This window comes from Roseateles amylovorans (assembly GCF_025398155.2).
GTDB classification, from domain to species: domain Bacteria; phylum Pseudomonadota; class Gammaproteobacteria; order Burkholderiales; family Burkholderiaceae_C; genus Roseateles; species Roseateles amylovorans.
Genome location: NZ_CP104562.2, coordinates 628,779 through 648,017, shown reverse-complemented (window position 1 = coordinate 648,017; position 19,239 = coordinate 628,779). Strand labels below are relative to the sequence as shown.

The 19,239-nt window shown below is 65.9% G+C and carries 16 protein-coding genes; 4 read left to right on the top strand and 12 right to left on the bottom strand.

What is annotated here, in order from left to right:
• Positions 1–94: 94 nt before the first annotated feature.
• The 4 genes from N4261_RS02740 to N4261_RS02725 all read right to left on the bottom strand — a co-directional run bounded on the left by N4261_RS02740 (position 95) and on the right by N4261_RS02725 (position 4,261).
• Positions 95–793 (bottom strand): hypothetical protein, encoded by a 699-nt coding sequence (locus N4261_RS02740; protein WP_261758707.1) that lies wholly within the window; start codon positions 791–793, stop codon positions 95–97.
• A gap of 149 nt (positions 794–942) precedes the next feature.
• Positions 943–1,383: a hypothetical protein gene (locus N4261_RS02735; protein ID WP_261758706.1), complete on the bottom strand. Its 441-nt coding sequence runs from the start codon at positions 1,381–1,383 to the stop codon at positions 943–945.
• A gap of 174 nt (positions 1,384–1,557) precedes the next feature.
• Complete coding sequence (locus N4261_RS02730) at positions 1,558–3,813, bottom strand: NHL repeat-containing protein (RefSeq protein WP_261758705.1); 2,256 nt, start codon at positions 3,811–3,813, stop codon at positions 1,558–1,560.
• A gap of 325 nt (positions 3,814–4,138) precedes the next feature.
• Positions 4,139–4,261 carry a hypothetical protein gene (locus tag N4261_RS02725; protein WP_261758704.1) on the bottom strand — a complete coding sequence of 41 codons (123 nt, stop codon included), beginning with the start codon at positions 4,259–4,261 and terminating at the stop codon, positions 4,139–4,141.
• Between the two features lie 11 nt (positions 4,262–4,272).
• Here N4261_RS02725 and N4261_RS02720 point away from each other — a divergent pair, with 11 nt between their 5' ends.
• From N4261_RS02720 to N4261_RS02705, 4 genes are all read left to right on the top strand, one after another.
• The gene (locus tag N4261_RS02720; RefSeq protein WP_354005397.1) at positions 4,273–4,551 is read left to right on the top strand and encodes a TIGR02450 family Trp-rich protein; all 279 of its coding nucleotides are present in this window, start codon (positions 4,273–4,275) and stop codon (positions 4,549–4,551) included.
• 153 nt (positions 4,552–4,704) lie between these two features.
• Positions 4,705–5,154 carry a hypothetical protein gene (locus N4261_RS02715; RefSeq protein ID WP_261758703.1) on the top strand — a complete coding sequence of 150 codons (450 nt, stop codon included), beginning with the start codon at positions 4,705–4,707 and terminating at the stop codon, positions 5,152–5,154.
• 292 nt (positions 5,155–5,446) lie between these two features.
• Positions 5,447–9,856, top strand: coding sequence for an NACHT domain-containing protein (locus N4261_RS02710; protein WP_261758702.1), 4,410 nt, complete (start codon positions 5,447–5,449; stop codon positions 9,854–9,856).
• 31 nt (positions 9,857–9,887) lie between these two features.
• Positions 9,888–10,787, top strand: coding sequence for a DUF6387 family protein (locus N4261_RS02705; RefSeq protein WP_494338143.1), 900 nt, complete (start codon positions 9,888–9,890; stop codon positions 10,785–10,787).
• Positions 10,788–11,415: 628 nt separating this feature from the next.
• Here N4261_RS02705 and N4261_RS02700 read toward each other — a convergent pair.
• The 8 genes from N4261_RS02700 to N4261_RS02665 all read right to left on the bottom strand — a co-directional run bounded on the left by N4261_RS02700 (position 11,416) and on the right by N4261_RS02665 (position 19,117).
• On the bottom strand, positions 11,416–11,835 hold the full coding sequence (locus tag N4261_RS02700; RefSeq protein WP_261758700.1) for a methylglyoxal synthase: 420 nt from the start codon (positions 11,833–11,835) through the stop codon (positions 11,416–11,418).
• Positions 11,836–11,881: 46 nt separating this feature from the next.
• The gene (locus N4261_RS02695) at positions 11,882–13,150 is read right to left on the bottom strand and encodes a glycoside hydrolase family 18 protein (RefSeq protein WP_261758699.1); all 1,269 of its coding nucleotides are present in this window, start codon (positions 13,148–13,150) and stop codon (positions 11,882–11,884) included.
• A 173-nt stretch (positions 13,151–13,323) separates the two neighbouring features.
• On the bottom strand, positions 13,324–14,415 hold the full coding sequence (locus N4261_RS02690) for a hypothetical protein (protein ID WP_261758698.1): 1,092 nt from the start codon (positions 14,413–14,415) through the stop codon (positions 13,324–13,326).
• A gap of 114 nt (positions 14,416–14,529) precedes the next feature.
• The gene (locus tag N4261_RS02685; protein WP_261758697.1) at positions 14,530–15,189 is read right to left on the bottom strand and encodes a hypothetical protein; all 660 of its coding nucleotides are present in this window, start codon (positions 15,187–15,189) and stop codon (positions 14,530–14,532) included.
• 174 nt (positions 15,190–15,363) lie between these two features.
• Positions 15,364–16,107: a zinc metalloprotease gene (locus N4261_RS02680; RefSeq protein ID WP_261758696.1), complete on the bottom strand. Its 744-nt coding sequence runs from the start codon at positions 16,105–16,107 to the stop codon at positions 15,364–15,366.
• Between the two features lie 128 nt (positions 16,108–16,235).
• Positions 16,236–17,129 (bottom strand): EamA family transporter, encoded by an 894-nt coding sequence (locus N4261_RS02675; RefSeq protein WP_261758695.1) that lies wholly within the window; start codon positions 17,127–17,129, stop codon positions 16,236–16,238.
• A 214-nt stretch (positions 17,130–17,343) separates the two neighbouring features.
• Positions 17,344–18,357, bottom strand: a complete 1,014-nt coding sequence (locus N4261_RS02670) for a hypothetical protein (RefSeq protein WP_261758694.1) — start codon at positions 18,355–18,357, stop codon at positions 17,344–17,346.
• A 175-nt stretch (positions 18,358–18,532) separates the two neighbouring features.
• A complete protein-coding gene (locus N4261_RS02665) occupies positions 18,533–19,117 on the bottom strand; it encodes an Lrp/AsnC family transcriptional regulator (RefSeq protein ID WP_261758693.1) in 585 nt (194 codons plus the stop codon).
• Between the last annotated feature and the right edge of the window lie 122 nt (positions 19,118–19,239).

Here is a 19,239-nt window from a genome sequence, read left to right as displayed (position 1 = left end):
GCGCCAAGGGCCACGCGCCACACCATCCCCGCCGCTCGACCCAGGCCCGCCGTCACTGGCGGGCATTGTGGTCATGTGTGGCGTGGCGTGAAGATCAGTCCACGATCAAGTTGTACGACACGGCCTGCAGCATGCTGGGCAGTGCACCGCCGAAGTTCAGGGTGTGCCGGCCGGGCGAGAGCGGCCTGAGCATCACGTAGTAGCCGTTGGCGGCGGTCGGGAACATCCGCACCTTGGGCTTGGCGCGGGCGCCCAGGTCGAAGCACTCGCTGGTGTGCTGCCGATGCAGCGCCAATTGGTCGAATCGCCGACCGTCCACCTCCAGCACCAGGTCCGACACGTCGTCGGTGATGCGCAGCGCCGTCCGCTGGACGGAGAGGCAGGTGGTGGTCATGCCCGGGGCGGCGGTCACCATGTAGTTGATGAGCGGGAAGAACAGGTACTTGCCGCGCGGCACATGGCAGCTGCGGATGGTGCGCTGGGTGCCATAGGTGCCGGCCAGGAACCAGACCTCCCCTGACTGACCGCTGGCGCACAGCACGCCACTGCGATCGGCGATCGGGCTGGCCGCTTGGCTGAACGAACCGGCCCATTGCCACCAATCGCGCGACCAGAGCGCTTGCGACTGCCCGCCGATCTGCTCGTCATGCGGCACCAGCGGATCGTCCGACGGCGATGTGGAGGCGGCCGTGCGGTGGCTGGCGTCGCTGCGGCTGCAGACGCCGTCGTCGGTGCCGGCGGTTGGTCCGAGGCCTGCGCCTGCGCGAGGCCGCAGGTCAGTGACAGCGTCCACGCCATCGCCGCCGCCCGCCCCATGACGACACGGGCGGCGCCGAACGAACGCGCGGAACCCGCCTGGCAGGTGTCGGTTTGCTTCATCTTGTGTGTTCTCCCTGTTTGCGAACGGCGCGGATGATGCCATTGGCCAAGGGGGAACGCTGATCAGACCTTGGCGAGGAAGGTTGCCGCATCCCCTGCTTCGCACTGCCAGTCTGCGAAGACCCCGACCAGGTTGCATTCCACGCAGTGGCAGGCAATGTAGTACCAGCGCACGTCATGGGTGCCTTCGTGCACGGAGACCCCGGACACCAGTTCGAACACCTCGTTCTCGCACACGCACTCGTGCGCCTCGGGCGCGGCGTTGTCCATGTGGTCCGCGCTGTCGCCCATCAGGTGGTCCTGCCCGCAGTCGGTGCAGGTGCGGATGGCCACCCCGGCCTCTTCATCCGTCTGCAACGCGAAGGTCCGGCATCCGCAATCGCATTGGGACGAGGCAAACCTGACGGCCTCATGGCGATTCGCCACGCTGTAGCTGCGCAGTTCGGCTTGGGTGTCGCCGGACGTGGTCCCGTACCAGAACTCGCCCTTCTTCGTCAGTGCCATTGATGCTGCTCCATTCCTCAAGAGGGGCTTCCCGGCTGGCCTGACGCCGGCCCCGCCCCGGACGTCTGGATTCTGCCTTGCGGTCCGGCGCGTGGTCGTGAATGAATGGGATCGCAGCGGTCGTCCACCGGCGCTGCGGACCGGACCGCTCCGCCCGGCGGAACGGTCCCGCTCTCAGAGCCCCGCCGACACGGGTTCCGACAGGCGCCAGAACCCGAACCGGCCCCGCTCCGACATCACCAGCCGCCCTTGCGCATCGATGCCGACGGCGCGGAACTTCAGGTCGAACTCATGCTCCGGCATGCCGACGACCACCTGGCGGCGCACCGGTCCGAACCAGAGCACATCCCGCCGCTCGGTCAGCGTCGCGCGCTCCAGCCAGGCCAGGTCGCGCGTGTCGGCCACGGTGTTCAGGATCCAGAACGCACCGTCGGGCCCTGTCACGACGGCACCGCCAGAGAACCCAGGCAACAGCCTCGGATTCTTCGGCCAGTCCACGCGCGTCAACGCGCTGCCTTCGACGACCTTGAAGATGCCCAGGTTGTTCATCGCGTACAACTGGTCGTCCGTCCCCACCGCCAGGCGGTCCAGGTTCCAGTTGCCGTCGCTGTAACGGACCAGCGTCGTGACGACGCCCGCCGGCGTGATCCGGAGGACGCGGTTCTGGTTGGCGATCGCGTAGACGTTGCCCTTGCTGTCCGTCGTCAGCGACCGTGGCCGGCGGAACGCGGCCGCCGCCCCCGCGCCGTCCGCATCCTCGATCGCCCCCATCGTCCTCGGGTCGCCCGCGATCGTGGCGATCTCGCCGGTCGAGGGGGTGTAGCGTCGCAGCGTCTGGAAGTCGGAGAAGTACACCTGCCCAGCGCGATCGATCGTCACTTCAGCGTCCTGCCATGTGGACAGCCGCGCCACGATCGGCGAGCCGTCGACCGGGTCGGTGCTGTCCTTGCGGCCCGCCACGCAGCCCACGTCCCCGGACGGAGAAGCGACCCGGCACAGCCGGGCGTTGTCGATGAAGTACAGGTCGCCGCTGGGGTGAACGCCGAAGCTCCGGACCTCGCCGAATGACGCCAGGTCCTGGAACGGCGACGGGAAGCTCGACCGCTCTTTGGGCGACAGCCCGAAGGTGTAGGGCGCACCGATCACGTGGCGCGTGACCGTGTGATCGTCGGTGAGCGCCGTGTGGAGGGTGCCGTCGGCGTCGACCGCCACCGCGTCCACGCCACCATGTCCCAGTACCGTCTGCATCGACCCGTCCGGCTTCACCAGCGTCACGTCGGAGGCCGTGGCCAGGTAGACGCCGCCGCCCGGCGCCACGGCCAGGCCGGTGCCGCAACGCCCTGGATAGACCGCGTCGGGCGTGCGGGCGACCGTGTCCACCCTGCCGTCGCGCGACAGGCGACGCAAGCGCGTGCAGCCGTCCTGGATCCACAGCTCGCCGTCGGGGCCGACGACCATCGCCCGGATGTCCGTGAAGCGCGCGTCCGCCTGCGCGCCGTCGACGTTGTCGAAGACGTCCAGGGAGCCGCTCAGCAGCGTCGCGGTGCCGCCCTTGAGCAGGCGTACCGTGTTCCGGCTCGCGACGTAGAGATCTCCGTTCGGCGTCGCCGCGATGACCCGGGTCCAGGACACGCCTGGCGCGGTGTCGGCCAACCGGCCGGCGTACAGGCCGCCGGGGACGGCGGTGATCGCGCCCTGCGGCGACACCTTCAGCAGGCGGTAGACGTCCGCGACGTAGAGATTGCCCGCAGCATCGCGCGTGAAGCTCAATGGCGCGCCCAGGCGCGCGACGCCGTTCTTGCCGAGCTGGTCGCCGCCCAGCGTCGGCACGCCAGCGACGGTGGACACCACGCCGTCCTTGCCGATCTTGCGGATGACGCTGTTGCCCTGGTCCAGCACCAGCATGCCGCCGTCAGTGGCCGGCAGCAGGCCGACGGGCTGGTTGAAGCGGGCCAAGGGGCCGCCGTCTCGCATGCCGGCGCCGCCGAGGCTGACGATCACCGGATCGACCTGCACCGACCTGACGCTCAGCGCGTCCGATGCGGCGGCCCTGACATGACCGCCGGCGTCGGTGACCTTCAAGTCCACGGTCAGGCTGCCGGGCGTCGTGGCGACCCACTCGAAGCCGGGCGTGTCGATGGCGACACCGCCGACGGTCCAACCGTAGCGGAAGCTGTCGGGGACCACCTGGTCATAGCGTTCGAAGCTGAAGCCGGCCACGACCCGCAGCACGGTCCCGGTCGGCACGGCGACGTTGTAGGGCAGGGGCGAGACCATGTGGGGTTGCACCAGCGCCGGATCGGGCGCCACTGTGCCCGCGTTGCCGCCCGGGGTCGCCGACGACTCGCCGCCTCCTCCCCCGCCGCAACCGGCGAGCGCGCAGGCAAGCATCAACGGCAGCATCCGCGGATGCGTCGAACGTCCAAACATCGAGAAACTCCCCTGGGGCCGTCATCACGATCTCCCGGCGGTGAACGCCGGTGATCGGCCTCGCCGCAGTCCGGGCGGACGGCAGGGGCGACTGGCCGTGAATAAAAGCACCATCATAGGCGGCGCCCGGCTCGCGCCTGCGGGGCGCCCGCTCAATCCAGGGGAGTGCGATCGACGACGCGCCATCAGCGCCTGGGCCGGGCCTCAACGGCAACGAGGGCCAGGACGGTGTCCACCCAACTTGCCTGATGAACGCGAGCTAACGTCCGTCGCCAGCGGGAAGCGGCCCCCACCATCAATGGCCGCTTTGCCGCAGTTGCTTTGATCAACGCTCGACAGCGCTACTCGCGGTGATCAGCGTCGAGCAGTCGTTCGCCGAAGCGTAGAGGCGCAGGATGAATGTGGCGTGTCCGGCGAACAGCCGCTGATTGGTCGACGCCTGCGGCATCATCACTCCCTATGAAACCGAATCCCGAGCCCGTGGCTGTAGCGACTGCGTCCAAACATGGGGCGCCGAAGAACCCGCTGAGCCCAAAGAAGCTGTTGCTGACGAAGTGGACGGCGGTGAAGCCGCGCAATCGCGAAAAGCACTTCGTCGTCACGCGCGTCATCGAGCCCGAACCACCCTCGATGCGTGTCGAGCAAGTCGAACTGGAGGCCGTGCATTCCAAGCAGGTGTATCTATTGCACTGGCGCGAGCTCACCGATGCGTGTCTTTGGCGCCAAGGCTGGGTTTGACGCGAGGTCATCTCGGGCATCTGCTAGCCGTGCATGGGAACTCAGGTGCTCGACTCATTGGCGACTTCCGATCAGAGAAGGCGGACTGCAGCATTGCAGCGGAAGCGGACATCTCTCGCAGAGACCGCCAGCAACTTGGGTTAGCCTCCGATCATGTGGATACTTCGTCAGCTCTTTGCGCCCGAATGGGAGGAGTTTCAAGCGGCAATGGAGATTGCGGGAAACGGGTATGGGTGCTGGTCCATCGACTGGGAGATGAGCTATGGCGTGGCGGTGCAGGTCGCGCACAACTATCGAAGCCACGCACTGCTCTTCTTCCTGGGCATCCACCCAAAGGAATCTGGTTCCTCGTACTACCACTTTGGAGCGGGCGGACTTACCGTTTTCTCCGAGGTTGATCGTCGTTCCGCGACCATTCACTCTTGCGGTGTCCCCCTGGATGGGCGTTTGACCTCAGTCGGCCTCGAAATCTGCGATGCAATTCATACGCTAGGGCCTCGTCTGGATGGCCAGCCCGAAGTGGGCCTTCGGGTGGACCTCCATGCCCGTGACCGGATCAAGCGATTCGCGCCCATCAACGGTTCGGCTGCAGGACGCCGCTGACGGCTCAGAATGACCGCTGCGAGCCCGAAGCCGCCGAGTCTATGTGTCAGCAACGCAGCGGTTGCTGTCCTTGATCTGAGTGCGCTCACTGGCAGCTTCATCGTGCCAAGCAGCCATTCGAACAGAGAGCCGAACAATGTGCCGCCTTGAGCAAACCTAAACTGGCAGTGACACTCCCCCTCCATTGGACCAAGATCTTGTCATCGGTCCTATGATTCGAGGGTGGCAAACGAGGGTAAGCAGCGGCAGAACAGTGGCGACACGCGATGACTTTTCCACGAGGACAAAGAGCATGCTCGCCGGCCGGGCTGGCTACGCTTGCTCGAATCCTGACTGCCGGCGCCCAACCGCCGGCGCGGCGCTTGGAGACGACGCCAAGTTCGTTAGTGTTGGCGTCGCCGCGCATATCAAGGGAGCGGCCCCAGGTGGCCCCCGCTATGACCCGCTGCAGACGGCCGAAGAGCGGCGAGACGCATCGAACGGCATTTGGTTGTGTTCGGCTCACGCGAAGCAGATCGACGACGACCATGCCCACTTCACTGTCGACCAGCTCAAGAGTTGGAAACAGCAAGCGGAGGCAAGTTCGGCGTTCGCGATCCTCACTCTGCAGGCACCCGATGCAAACGCGCTGCAGCCCGAAGCAGGATCATCGACAGTCGGTTTGGCGCAAAGGCTGGGCCTCTTGCCGCGGGACAACGTCGAGGCGGTAACTGCGCGGCTGCGGGCGGCCGCTGCGCGCGATCTCGACGCGTTTTTGGCGGCACTCAAGTCTCCTGCTGACGTGATCGCGCTCGGATTGCGGCTGATCGAAAGCGAGCGTGTCACGCCGTTCGGAGTGGCGGGACTCGCCGCCGCGATTGGAACGTTCAACGAAATTGTTGTCGTGGCCCCGCCTGGCACAGGAAAGACCACAACACTTCTTCAAGTTGTCCGCAGCATCGCGGCAAACGAGAACCTTGTCGCCGCGTTCGTTCCCTTGAGCGAATGGTCTGCACAGGGACAAACTTTGCTGCAGTCGATCGTTCGGCGTGCCGCGTTCGCCGGGGAGCGCGAAGAGCATCTGAAACTTCTCGCTGACGGGGGCCGCCTGGTCCTCTGCATGGATGGCTGGAACGAGTTGGATAGGCCGTCGCGAAAGCGCCTGCGTTCTGAAGTTCAAGGCATGCAGCGCGACTTCCCCGGCCTCGGCATCGTGATGAGCACGCGCGTTCAGGCGCTGGATGTGCCGATCTCAGGCCCGGTGGTCGAGATTGAACCGCTGTCGGAAGCGCAACAGCTGGCTATCGCGCGCGCCTACCGCGGCGAAGCCGGGGAAGGCTTGCTCGATCAGGCCTGGCGGACCAGCGGCCTCCGCGATCTTGTAGCGATTCCGCTGTATCTAACCAAACTCCTCTCGGACACGCCGGGCGGAAACCTGCCCACGACGAAAGAGGAAGTGCTACGCCTCTTCGTCGCTGAGATTGACCGCAATGCGGCCGCGCACGAGGTCTTGCAAAGCGCGACCGCGGGATTTCATGGAGAGATGCTTTCGGCGATAGCCATCGATGCGACCGTGGCGGACAGCGTCACGGTGTCGGATCATCGCGCTAGGAGACTGATAAGCGATGTGGCGGGCCGGCTTGTTCGCGAAGGCCAAATGACGGCGCCTCAGCCCGACGTCGTGCTGGCAGCCCTTGTCAGCCACCACCTGCTGGTCCGCACCGCGAGCGGTGTCGAGTTTCAGCATCAGCAGTTTCAAGAATGGTTCGCCTCGCATGAAGTCGAAGCACTAGCGCGGGCCGCCGCGGCTGGGGACGTCGAGGCCCGGAAGCGCATGCGAACCGAAGTCCTCAATACGGATGCATGGGAAGAAGCGGTGCTGTTCGCATGCGAGCGGGCCTCGCGTGGCGATGCCGACGGCGTGGCGGGCGCCGTGACCCTTATCCTTGAAGCGCTCACCATTGACCCGATGCTTGCGGCCGAGGCGATCTACCGAAGCTCTGACACTTTGTGGAGTGCCGTCAAGGATCGCGTCGTCGAATTTGCTGACCGCTGGCACACGCCGAAGGAAATTGACCGCGCGGTGCGGTTCATGATAAAGACCGGCCGCGCCGAGTTTGCGGAAACCCTGTGGGCATTCCTCGCGGACCCGAATGATCAGGTCTACCTGAAAGCAACGCGTGTCGGCGGCCGCTTCCGGCCTTCAGTGCTGGGGAGTGACATTGCAAGCCGCATTTCGAAGCTGCCGCCCACGCATCGATCGCACTTGCTGTCCGAGCTTGTGATGTACGGTGGTGTTCAAGGGATCGAGACGGCCACAAGCATCGCCCTGTCCGATGGCGACGCCGTTGTAATGAACAGCGTCGCGGAATCGCTGCACTTCAGGCGCGCGAACCGGCAACTGCAACGGCTCCTGACCGCGGCTCCGCGTGAAGTCTGGCAGGCGCTCGCGCGCAAGGGCTATGCAGAAGAGTCAATGCCGCCTGGGCTGCTGGAGCGCATGCGGCAGGAGTCCCAGCAATTGATCCAGGATGAACAGAGCGCCGCGCAAAAGCTGCGCGCGCTGCTGCACAAGAATGATGATCGGCAGGCTGTTGCCGCGGCAATCAAGCCTTTAATCGAGGCCGGCGACTTCAGCGACGAAGAGGAGCGCGCCTGGAGTGCGATCGACGAAGCAGGCCGGCTCTATCCGGAAGAGGTCAGGGACGCGCTTCGCGGCCGCCTGGAACGGCGCCTGCCGTTTCCGTTCCGCGCCGAGGAGTTGCTGCGCGGGAGCACCGTCATTGTTGACGACGGGCCGATCGCCGAACTGGCGCTGGAAGCGGATGTCGACCGACAACTCGCAAACGCCGCAGCGGGGCTTCTCGGCTCCAACACGACGGGCAGACTCATCGACGCACTGCCCGGCATGCGCGAACAGCTCAAACAGTCGCCGCCGGCAATAAGCCACGACGAATACCATCGCGTCCGAGGCTTGGTCGCGTTGACGCCGTTGGAGTCTTTCATCGCGGCCGTGCTGCCGCGCGCGTGCACTTCAGATCCAACGGCCATCGGGGATTTGGCCGATCTCATCGCGCGGCACGGCGAAAGCGGAGATCGTGGCCGCCTGGGTCTCGGTGATGCCTCCCGCGACGCATTGATCGCTACCGTGCGAAGGTGGGTCGACGTATTGCTCGCTGACGAAACTTCGCCGCGGCGCATCCTCGGCGAAGTTGCGCGTGTCATCGAGAGGCTGGCCGCCCTGGAACTGACGGAGCCGCTTGCGCGCATGCTGGCCCGCGATCTGAAGCAATGGCGCCAGCAGCGGGAAGAGAGCATCGCGGCACGGGCACGCGGCAAGCACGATGGCGCGTCGGAGGCCTTTCACTCCTGGAACTTGCAGTATGCGCGCGCGTTTGTCGCGATCGGTGACGATCAGGCAATCGCGACATTGCAGTCCTACCTTATGGACACCGGCCTCGGCGGGTTCGGGATTGACGCCGCCGGGGCGCTGTCTGCGATTGGGCAGCGACAGCTGGGGATGACGAATGACACGCCCTTCAGAGGGCTGCCGGAATTTTCCAATGTGCGGATGCGGCGCGCCGAACGGCAGGGCTCTTTGGCCCCGGAAACTTGTTCGATCGCAGAGGCGATCTTTGCCGCCGTGGACAAGCTCCTGCAGGACGGCGCAGGCGATGAGGCCCTGGCCCATGCCCTGCAGCTCGCCGCGACCGCCCTGGCCCTGCCCTACGGTGACAAGCGAGCCATCATCGATCGGCTGCAGCGACTGCCGCAGCCATACGGCAAGAAGCTCAGGTTCTTCACGGCGCTGGTGAACGCGGGAGAACTGATCGACGCCCAGCTGATCGTTGAAAGCATCGACGCGCTGCTCGAAGATGCGAAGACGAAGCCGTGGCTGCTGCAGGAAAACCAAGGCGAGATTGATCGTTGGCTGTTGCTGCTGCCCTTCACGAGCCGGCCAGAGGTTACGTTGGATGTGCTCGCGCGCTTGCACCCGCACATCCGCTTGCCGTGGCGTCTTCGCCCATTGCTGTCGGCTTTGGGGTTTGCTCCGTCCGACGCCGCCGAACAGGTCCTCATGTGCCTGGCAAAGGAGGATGCGCGATTCCTGTCTGACTATTACTGGTTCGCCGCCTTGGAGAACCGGGATACGCTGTCATCGCTGCGCGCACTACTTGACCTGATTTGTGACGGCGAAGCGAAGGGCGAGGGAGGCCAGCCGGACACCTGGACATTCGGCCGGAGGCTCGCGGCCGGCATGCGGTCCCATCCTGAATTTCGGGCCGACGTATATGCGCGGGTGGCATCCGGGGTTCCGCCGCCGGCGATGGCGATCCTGGAATACGCCGTGGCGGAAACGCCTGACGAAGCCGGCGTCATGCTCCTTGTCGGCAGCCACAGCGCCACCGGAAGAGCATTCAGCGGCACGCTCGACTCGGCAATCGAGAACCTGGCCGTGGAGCGGCGGCCGCTGTCAGACTGGGCCGGTGCCTATGAACAAATCAGCGCGCCAGTGCCGTCACTTCGCAGGCGGCTGTTCGAGCTATCCCGCACTGCTACCAGCGAGGAGGCTAGCCTTGCACTGGCATGCCTAGTTCACATCGATGAACTGCGCGACATGCACGGTGTAGCGTCAGGCGAGCCACGCCACCCCGATATCGCTACTGGCGCGCCTTGGCCGACGCTGTTGACCCGTAGCGTGGCTTCCGAGGCAAGACTGTGAAGCCCCGCCGGCAGAGTATGCAGGGGGCCACGTGGTAGGGAAAAAACGAACTCCTTCTCCCCCCGGGTGGTACGTACGGGATGCCTATCGCGCCGCGGAGGAGTTGGACGCAGGCGATTGGCTCCTCAATCTAAGCGTTCGCCGATGGCTGCACAGCGACACACAGCCGCAGACAGAAGCTGCTCTCAGAGCAGCGGGCCCCGTGCTCCGACGCGCAGACAGCCAGCAGATTAAGCGCATGCACATGGCCGACGCTCATCGCTGGGTCTACTCATTCAGTTCGGCCGAGTGGGACGACTCACTTCACGCGTTCGACGAGGCCTGCCGACGGCCTCAGTTGCCGTCGGACATTTGGAACGCGCTGCGATTTGGAAAGGTGCGCTCTGGCATAGATCCGCTCAGCGTCGGCGCGCTGTACGCGTTCGAAAAGATGCTGCCCGAAGATGTTCGCGCTCGCGGCGTTCGGCTGCAGAATGGCAATCGCTCAGCCACGGGGCGAGGCGCGTTCGCTGGAAGGCTCGACCATGCCTTCTCCCCTCAGATGGTGAGCCGGTTTGTTCGCATCGATCTCTCGCTCCCCGACGACGTGCTTCGCGCTGATTTCGACGCGTTTCTCGCTTCCGAACGCCAAAGCCTGGCGCAGATTGGCGGCTCACAGCCGTACCGCGAAGCCGCGAGCCTGAAGTTGAAGTCTCACGAACTTCGCACTCTCTCAAACGTTGGTCTTCTACAGTTCCTCGACCTGGACCGTTGGCAACGGGCGCAGGGGCTCAATCTCAGCCAATACGCGGTCCGAGAGATGGCCGACGTCGTCGATCGTTCGCGTGAACCCGAACTGCGTCATCGTGTGCAGTTGACGCTGAATCAGTTTCAGCTGCACGCGTGGTTCGCACGTCTCGAAAGGGGCGGTGGAAGAGTCAAGCGTTCTTAGTCGGAACTTGTGTCGCCATCCTCCTGCCTACATGCAGCCGAATGACGCGCACCATTCGGATCAATCTGGCGTACCTACTCGACGACATTGAGTTGGGCGGATTCAGGATTGACACGAGGTGGCTATGTCCGAGCAGAAGAACATTTACTCAAGCTTCAAGCACGACCGAGAGAGGCTTTGGGCCGTGATTTCCCGTGACCTTCGAATCGTGGCCATCACCGCAATATGCGCAACATCAGGCACACCTTCGCTGCTGGATGCCGTGACTCGATGGCTCTGACGTGAGCTGGTCACACAAGGGGTCATCGACACTGGTCGCTCGATGACTTTGAAGAACGTTCGAGCTTTCGCGGCTAGCTAGACGGCAGCTCTTGGCAAGAGCGGTCATTGCGTGACGTTGGGCGAATGTTCGCATCCAGCCTACTGCTGTCCCACGCCAAGGCCCACGGTGCCGCGGATGGTCACCCCTGAGGCGCTGGCAAAGCTCAAAGATGAAGGAGCAACTGATCCAGACATAAAGACTCAACGAGTCTCCAAACGCCTGATACAAGCCCAGCCCCAGCTCACCGATGAATGCCTGTCGACAACCTCCGACGTCCAGCCAATACCCAGGCCACCCAACGCGGGCTCAAGTCCTCGGCAACTGAATCGCCGTCAACAGCAGGCGCGCGCTGGACACATTGGTGGCGCAGGGAACGTTGTGGACGTCACAGGCCCGCACCAGGGCATTGATGTCGGGCTCATGCGGCTGCGGCGTCATCGGGTCGCGCAGGAACACGACCGCGTCCACCCCGCCGACCGCCAGTCGCGCGCCGATCTGCAGATCGCCGCCGTGGGGACCGGACAGCATCCGCTCCACCTCCAGGCCCACCTCCGCATGCAGACGCGCGCCCGTCGTGCCGGTGGCCACCAGCGTGCAGGTCTTGAGGAAGTCGGCGAATTCGGCGGCCAGCATCACCATCTCGCCCTTCTTGCCATCGTGGGCGATCAGGGCAATGCGCAACGGGCCGGTGCGGACCGGGGAAGGGGCAGAAGTCGTGTCGATCATGGCGTGATGGTAGGGCGACGGAACGGCCGCCGGACCCCGGATCGGGTTACCGGCGCGGTTCTTTCTGCGCGGACCCGGTCGACAGCACCTCGTTGCCCACGCCACGGTTCATCGCATTGAGCAGATCGCCGTTGTCCTGGCTCAGCTCCCAGGCAAAGAGGCCGGCCAGGCCCTGCGCCCGGACGAACCGGCCCTTGGCCAGCACCGCGCGCGGGTCGTCATAACCCGTCCACAGCTTCAGCGCAGGATGGAAGAGCGACCAGGACTGCGTCACCGGATCCCAGACCGTCCGGTAGCCCTGCCGGCCCCGCCCATGGGCATCGATCAGCCGCCCGGCGAACTCCCGGTAGCCCTGGGCGCCCTCCGCGCCGGGATAGGTGCCGGTCTTGGCGCTGCCCGCCTTCGGGACCGAGACGCCGGTGAAGCCGCGGCCGTACATCGCCACACCCGCCACCAGCTTGGACCGCGGCACGCCCGCCGCCTCCAGGTTGCGCACCGCGCGTTCCAGGCTGTCATCGGCGTCCGGGGCCGAGCTGCGCAGCGTGGTGTGGTGTCCCGCCACCGGCGACCAGCCGCCGTAGAAGTCATAGCTCATCATGAACACCAGATCCAGCGGCGCGGCAGCCTGCTTGAAAGGAATCCGGTCGACGATGGGCGAGGTCGGATTGACGGCGGTCGTCAGCAGATAGGGCCGCCCGGTCTCGGCGGTGAGCGCGTCCAGCGAGCGGCGCAGGTCGGTCATCAGGTCGGCATAGCCCTGCCCGTCCTGCGGGCCGCCCAGCGCAACGCCGTTGGCCGAGCCGTTGCTGCCGGGATGTTCCCAGTCGATGTCGATGCCGTCGAACGCCGGATGCGCCCGCAGGAATTGCTGGACCGAGGCAGCAAACACCGCGCGGCGTGCGGCATCGGGCGCCATGTGGAAGAACGGATCCGAGCCGCCCCAGCCGCCCACCGAGGCCACGATCTTCAGATGCGGTGCCCGCTGCTTGTAGCGGGCAAAGGCGTCATTGAATCGATCGTCGATCGGGCCGGTGCCGATCTCGAAATCGCGCTTGCCCTCGCATTTGGCCGCGTCCTTCTCCAACTGACCGGGACCGCACAGCCGCAGGAAGGCGTAAAGCACGTGGGTCAGATTTTGCGGGGGCACCCGCTCGATCAGCTCGACCGGCTCCCAGTTCGGCACATAGACGCCGACCACCTTCCCGCCGGTGCGTTCGAAGGTCACCGGCTGGCCGCCGAACAGCGGATAACCCGGTGCCTGCAAGGCCACCGCCGGCCCGCCGCTCAACTCCGCTGACGCAGACGCGCTCGCCATGCCTGCCAGCCCGCACGCCGTCCACAGCAAACGGGCTATGGACGACCGCAGGCACCGGCACACGGTGCTCACCATCGCAGACATCGTCGAGAAAAAGAGGGGATCGGCACGCATGGGAAGGCTCAAGAGAGGACCCCCAAGCCTACCCCAAACAAAGACCAGTCGAATACCAATCAATGCTCGTGAGTCGAGGGGGGCGAGTCAGGCGCCAAGAACCTCCCCCTCAGCGAGGGGAAAAATGCGAGCAAGCCCCAGTAGCACCGCGGGTCCAGCCGTCTCAGTCGTTCCAGATGGGCCGCATCCGATTCCCCCTCCATGGCAGGGAATTTCCTCAGCACATTCAAGGCACCACGACACCGCCGCGTGTGCACAAGGCTTTTCGCATCGTCCTCGGACAGCTTGGTGACCAGTTCCACCTGCCTCGCGGTCACAGAACATCGTTGGTCCCATACGCTCAAGAGCAGGCGCCGTGCAAAGCTCTCCTTGGACTCGCCACGGCGCCGCGCGACCTCAACGGCCAAAGACCGAAGTTCCTCCAATCTCATGCTTTGCCGACGGGGCACGGGCATTGCCGTGGTGCGCGGCGGCCCCATCGGCGACATGATCGGCACCACTGGCGCCATGGCGACACCGAGCTCCGCCCTCGCTGGATGGCTCACCTGGACGCCTGTCGAGGCCGTGGCCGTGGCAATGACGGGGAAGGGGCGGTATGGCGGATGCTCCATGACGGGCGCGATCGCCGGCGCGGCCATACTGATCGTCACCCGAGGGCTGCCCCAAGGATCCACACCCAGGCCGATGGGAAAGGGCCACGGTTGGTGGCGTTCGTCAAGCACCTCAGGTGGACGTCCGGGATCGAAAACAACCCGGGCACGACCTCCATGCGGCATCCCCGGGTTGGCATCCAGCAGAAGCTCGATCGACTGAGGCCAGGGGGGAATGGACAGCTCCACCGACTTCAGCCGGTTGAACCCCAGGTCCAGCACACTCAATTCCGGCCAGAGCCGAAAGGCAGGCAGCGCGTTCAGGGACAGGCGATGGAGTTCAAGCCGCGGGTTCCCATGCTTCATGCCGTCCATGATCAACAGGTTGGCCTGGAGTCGCTCCTCGTTGCCGTAGTCGTGCAAGCGCCAGACCACCGGCACATCCACCTCGTCTCTCGGCGGGCCGCCCGCAGCGGCGAGCGGCACTCGCTCATCGCACGACGGGCCTGACTGCGATGACGAAGCCGTCTGATCATGAAAGCTGGTGGGGAAGTTCAACATCGACGTGGTCTCGGGTAACTGCGGTCACCTTCAGTCCGCTCGACCTCACCAGGGTTCGAGCCACGCGCCCTCATCGCCCCCCCTGCGCCTGCAGGCAACCGACCGCCCGAGCCTTCAGGGCGCGACGTCCACCCGCAACTGAAGTTCGCGCAGACGCTGCACTTCCGCGTCGCGGGTGCTGTAGGTGTTGCGATCGGCGCTGACACTCACCCCGCCGCTGCGCGCGATCGTGACCCACTGTCCCATGGCGACCTGCACGGTGCTGAGCAACGAGGTGCTGTCCTGGCGCTGGGCCGAATCCATGGCCGCGCCCGGCGGCAGTTGGGGCGCGAGATCCAGGGTGCGCACTTCCACCGTCACCGGCTGCTGGCCGCCAGGCCATTGGGGCTTCACGCTGAAGCTGCGGCTACGCTCGGCCACGCCCTGGCGTGGAACCGCCTGGATCCGGTCCTCCTTCGGACGACGTTCCAGGCCGATATCGACCCACTGGATCGGAGTGACCTCGCTGAGCGTGATCGACGCCTGCTGGCCATTGAGCACCATCAGGCGCGGCAGGCTTTGCTGGCGCTGGGTGCGGGTTTGGGTGCTGATCGTCACGCCCCCCCGCGAGGACACAGTGCCCCCCGTGCTCACCACCACGCTACCGTCGCGCGCGCCCGCCACCGCCGCTGCGCTGAGGTCCTGATCGACCCATCGCAACTCGATCCACAGGTTCTGGCGCGGCAGGGACTGCGCCCACGCGGGCGCCATCGCACCGAACAGCGCGACTGCCATGACGGCGAGCGCCATCCCCCGGCGCGAACAAGGCACGGCCGCGCTCAAGCCTGACGGCGACGGCTGCGCACAGACATCGGACATCCGGCCGGTCGAGGACGCAGCCAGGAATCGGAATGGGCGATGAGTCATGCGAACCAGCATACGCCGCGAACGGGCCCCTGGCGCGTCCGCTCACCGATTGACGGCGCGGCAACGTTCGAGGTCGCAGGCGGTGGGCAGCATCGAGCGGTATTCGGTGACCGTGCCCCAACTGGCGGGATCACGCAGGGCGCACCGCTGACCGCGACCGTCGTCGTAATAGGACATCACGTCCACGCACCGGCGTGAATGCGCCATCAGCCCCAGGAAGTGACCCATCTCGTGGGAGAGCGCCATCTGCAGCGTCTCTTCCGCAGGATGGCGCGGATTGCGCTGGCGCAGCACGCCGAACAGGCCCGGGCTGAGCGACAGGCTGCGCGCCGCGAGATTGGCCAATCCGAACTGACCGCGGCTGCCGGTTTCGCTCCACACGATCTGGATGGCATCGTCGGGCGGTGACTCATCCCGCGCGATCGCCATCACCCGCAGCGTCAGCCCGCAAGCCGTCCAGGCCTGGGCCGACTTCTGCACCAGCCCCAGCACCTGCGCCGCAGTGAACCAGGACGGCGCGCCCTCATGGCGGTAGGCAAACCGCAAGGTCCGGGCAGCGGCCGGACGATCGCGGCCATCTTTCCAGGTCTGCACTTCGCCGGGTTGGCAACTCGCGATCTCCTGATCGCGCAGCGATATGAGGTGGGCGCCTGACGCTGCCGTCGAGGACGGCGGAACCAGCTGCGCCCAGGAAGTCGACGTCCCCAGCAACAGCGCCATCACGGCGGCCCAGCGCGACAGGATGCGGCGACCCCGCGCCGACGGGCCGAAGGTGGACGCGACCATGATGCTGGCAACGGCAACGGCAACGGCAACGGCAACGGAAAGGGAACGAGCTCGGGCGCGGGCGGAGGAAGGGGAGCTGGTCGCCGTCACCATGCTGAGTCTCCTGATCGACGAACCGTCACCGGCCCTCAGGCCGCCTGGGCCTTCGCCAGCCAACCGCGCACCCGGGGCCACAGCAGGTTCAGCGCCAGACCGCTGATCACCAGCGCGGCGGCGGCCAGCTTCCAGGGTGGCAGCCCTTCGCCCAACAGCCAGGCCGAGCAGCTCATGCCGAAGATCGGCACCAGCAAGGCCATGGGCACGATGGTCGCCGCGGGATGGCGCGACAGCAGCCAGCTCCACACGCCATAGCCGAACAAGGTGTTGCCCACCGCCTGCCAGGCCAGCGCGGCCCAGGCGGTGGGACTGGCATGGGCCAGCGCCTCGCCGACACGGGTCGGACCGTCCACCAGCAGCGACAACAGCCACAGCGGGGGCGCTGCGAAGGCGCTGCTCCACACCACATAGGCCAGCATGTTCACGCCCACCGCCCGCTTGCCGACGATGTTGCCACCGGCCCAGCAGGCCGCCGCCGCCAGCACCATCACCAAACCGAGCACCGTGGTCGATCCGTCGGTGTGCAAGGCGATCACGCCCACACCCACTGCCGCCAACGCCAACGCCAGCCACTGGTACCCTCGCACCCGCTCTCCACTGGTGCGCATGGCCAGCAGCAGCGTGAAGAACACCTGAGTCTGGATCACCAGCGACGCCAGACCGGGCGAGATCTGGCTGCGCATTGCCAGATAGAGCAAGGCGAACTGGCCGGTACCCACCAGCAGCCCGTACGCCGCCAGGTTGCGCCAGCCGAGCTTCGGACGCGGCAACAGGAGGATCGCCGGCAAGGTGGCCAGTGTGAAACGCAGCGCCGCGAACAGCAGCGATGGGAACTCATTGAGCCCCACCCGGATCACCACGAAATTGCTGCCCCAGATGACCACCACACACAGGGCGAGCAGGAAGTGGCGAAGCGGAAGAGTCATGAGCCGGTCCGGTGACAAGAGCACAAGGCGTCGACTATGCCAGCGGCGATCGATCACAGGCCTGTACACAAAGGCCTCAGGCCGACCGATACAGCGGGCGCTGGGCAGATGCGCGGGCGCCGTTCGCTGCTTGGGGCGGCCTTCTCGGGCGCTTTGTTCGGGCTCTGTTCAGGCGTTCAGCCCGGCGGGCCATCCTCCGTCCAGATGGCCGCTTTCAGAGGCTCGGGCAGCTCACCTGCTCCTGAGCCAGAGCCAGACGTTCGGCCTCCCGCCACACGCGGACCAGATAATCCTCCGTCGACTCCTTCCGTCGACGCGCCACGCTACCGAGCGCCGTCAGGCAATGGGGCCGCTTGATCAACGCTTCCAATTGCTGGCAGTGGTGCCGCGGCACCTTGCAGGCGAACGACAGTAGATCGAGGTCAACGGGAAGCCCCAGCTGCTTCGCGCGGACCAGCATGGCCACCGCACTGTTCAGCCCCTTGCGTGCCTCGCCGGGCGTCGTCGTGTAGACCAGCGTCCGAAAGCGCTGCTCCGGCGTCGGAACCGGCAGGCAAGGCGAGAGGTGGGCCGGAAGGGCTTGCTGAGTCGGGGCAGACGCCACCACGGTCGTGCCTGCCGACTTCGCCACATTGCTGGCTGTCGCTCCAGCTGTCTCCAGTCGCTGGATGACGCCGGGCGCACCCGCCACTTGCGGACTGGCCAACGATCGGACCACCGCCGGACGTCCTGGCACCAACAGATCTTGGACTCGGGTCGGCGACCCGGGTCTCACGACGGCGGCGTTCTCCGCCGCGTCGCTCCCCTGCGGCGGCAAGAGGAGCGGCCATACACCCCGGGGGGCAGATGGGCCGGCTCGATCGTGTGTTCCCTCAGCCGGGAGACGGAGCGAAGGTGAACACAGCACGGCGTTCACCATCTGGTTCCCTGACAGGTCGACCTCCAGCAACTCGGGCCACCAGGTCAACGGCGGCGCCGTCTTGAGCCCTAACCCCGCCAACGAGAGACGAGGAGCCCGTTGGGCCAGCGCCTCATGAATCCGGGCATTGGCGAGCTCTCGCTGCTCGGTCGGTTCCGCGTCCACCATCCATCTCATCAAGGCCAGTTCCTCGTCCGACGTGAATGTCGCACTGGGGATGCCCTGTGCGTTCGCCGGCAAGGCGTCGCCGCACTCAGCCCAGTCAAACTCGGTCATGGCTCCAGGATGGATGGAAGAGAGGGTGAACATGGCGTCGGCCTTTCAGAGCGAGGGAGAGGCCATCAGTCCACCGCCCGCCACCTCACGGTTCCGGGCTTCTTGCCATGGACGGTGACACAGCGCCTGCGCGACGTCGCCCGGCATCAGGTCGGCGAGTCGCGAGGGGCAGGTCCGCACCGGCACGCGGCAGCCAGGCCGCGCTGCCTCAGCCTTTCGGCTTGAGGTGGCCCAGCGGCAACGCGCCGCCCGCCTTCACCTCACCCAGGGAGAAGCTGGTGTGGATGTCCTTCACATTCGGGAGATTGAGCAGCGTGTCGATCGAGAAACGGCTGAAGGCATCCAGGTCGGTCGCCATCACCTCCAGCTCGAAGGTGCCCGCACCGCTGATGTAGTGGCAGGCAATGACTTCCGGCAGCAGACGGATCGCCTCCTCCAGCTGCTTGGTGGCGGCGCCGTTGTTGCGGTCCGCATCCACCCGCACAAAGGCCAGTACGCCCAGACCGATGCGGCGACGGTCGATCTCCGCCCGGTAACCGGTGATGAAGCCCTGCTCCTCCAACCACCGGACCCGCCGCCAAGTGGGCGCTGCCGACAGGCCGATGCGCGCCGCCAGCTCCGCATTGGACAGCCGCGCCTCCCGCTGCAACTCGGCCAGGATCGCCACATGGAAGCGATCGAGTTCGCCGCTGGCGGGCGCGTCCACCGCTTCCACGACATCGGTCCGAGCCGTCGCGGCACCGGCGGCGGAAGCGCTCAGGGTTTTCCCTTGGCGCATGTTTTTGGAAGCCATATCCATCCCTTTTGCGATTCCGAGCAAGATTCTTGCTCAAACCTCCGCACTGCGGGCACAAAGAGCAAGCACTCGCCGAGTGAGTTTTCCTACACTGGCGGGCACGCTTGCTCATGCTCGAC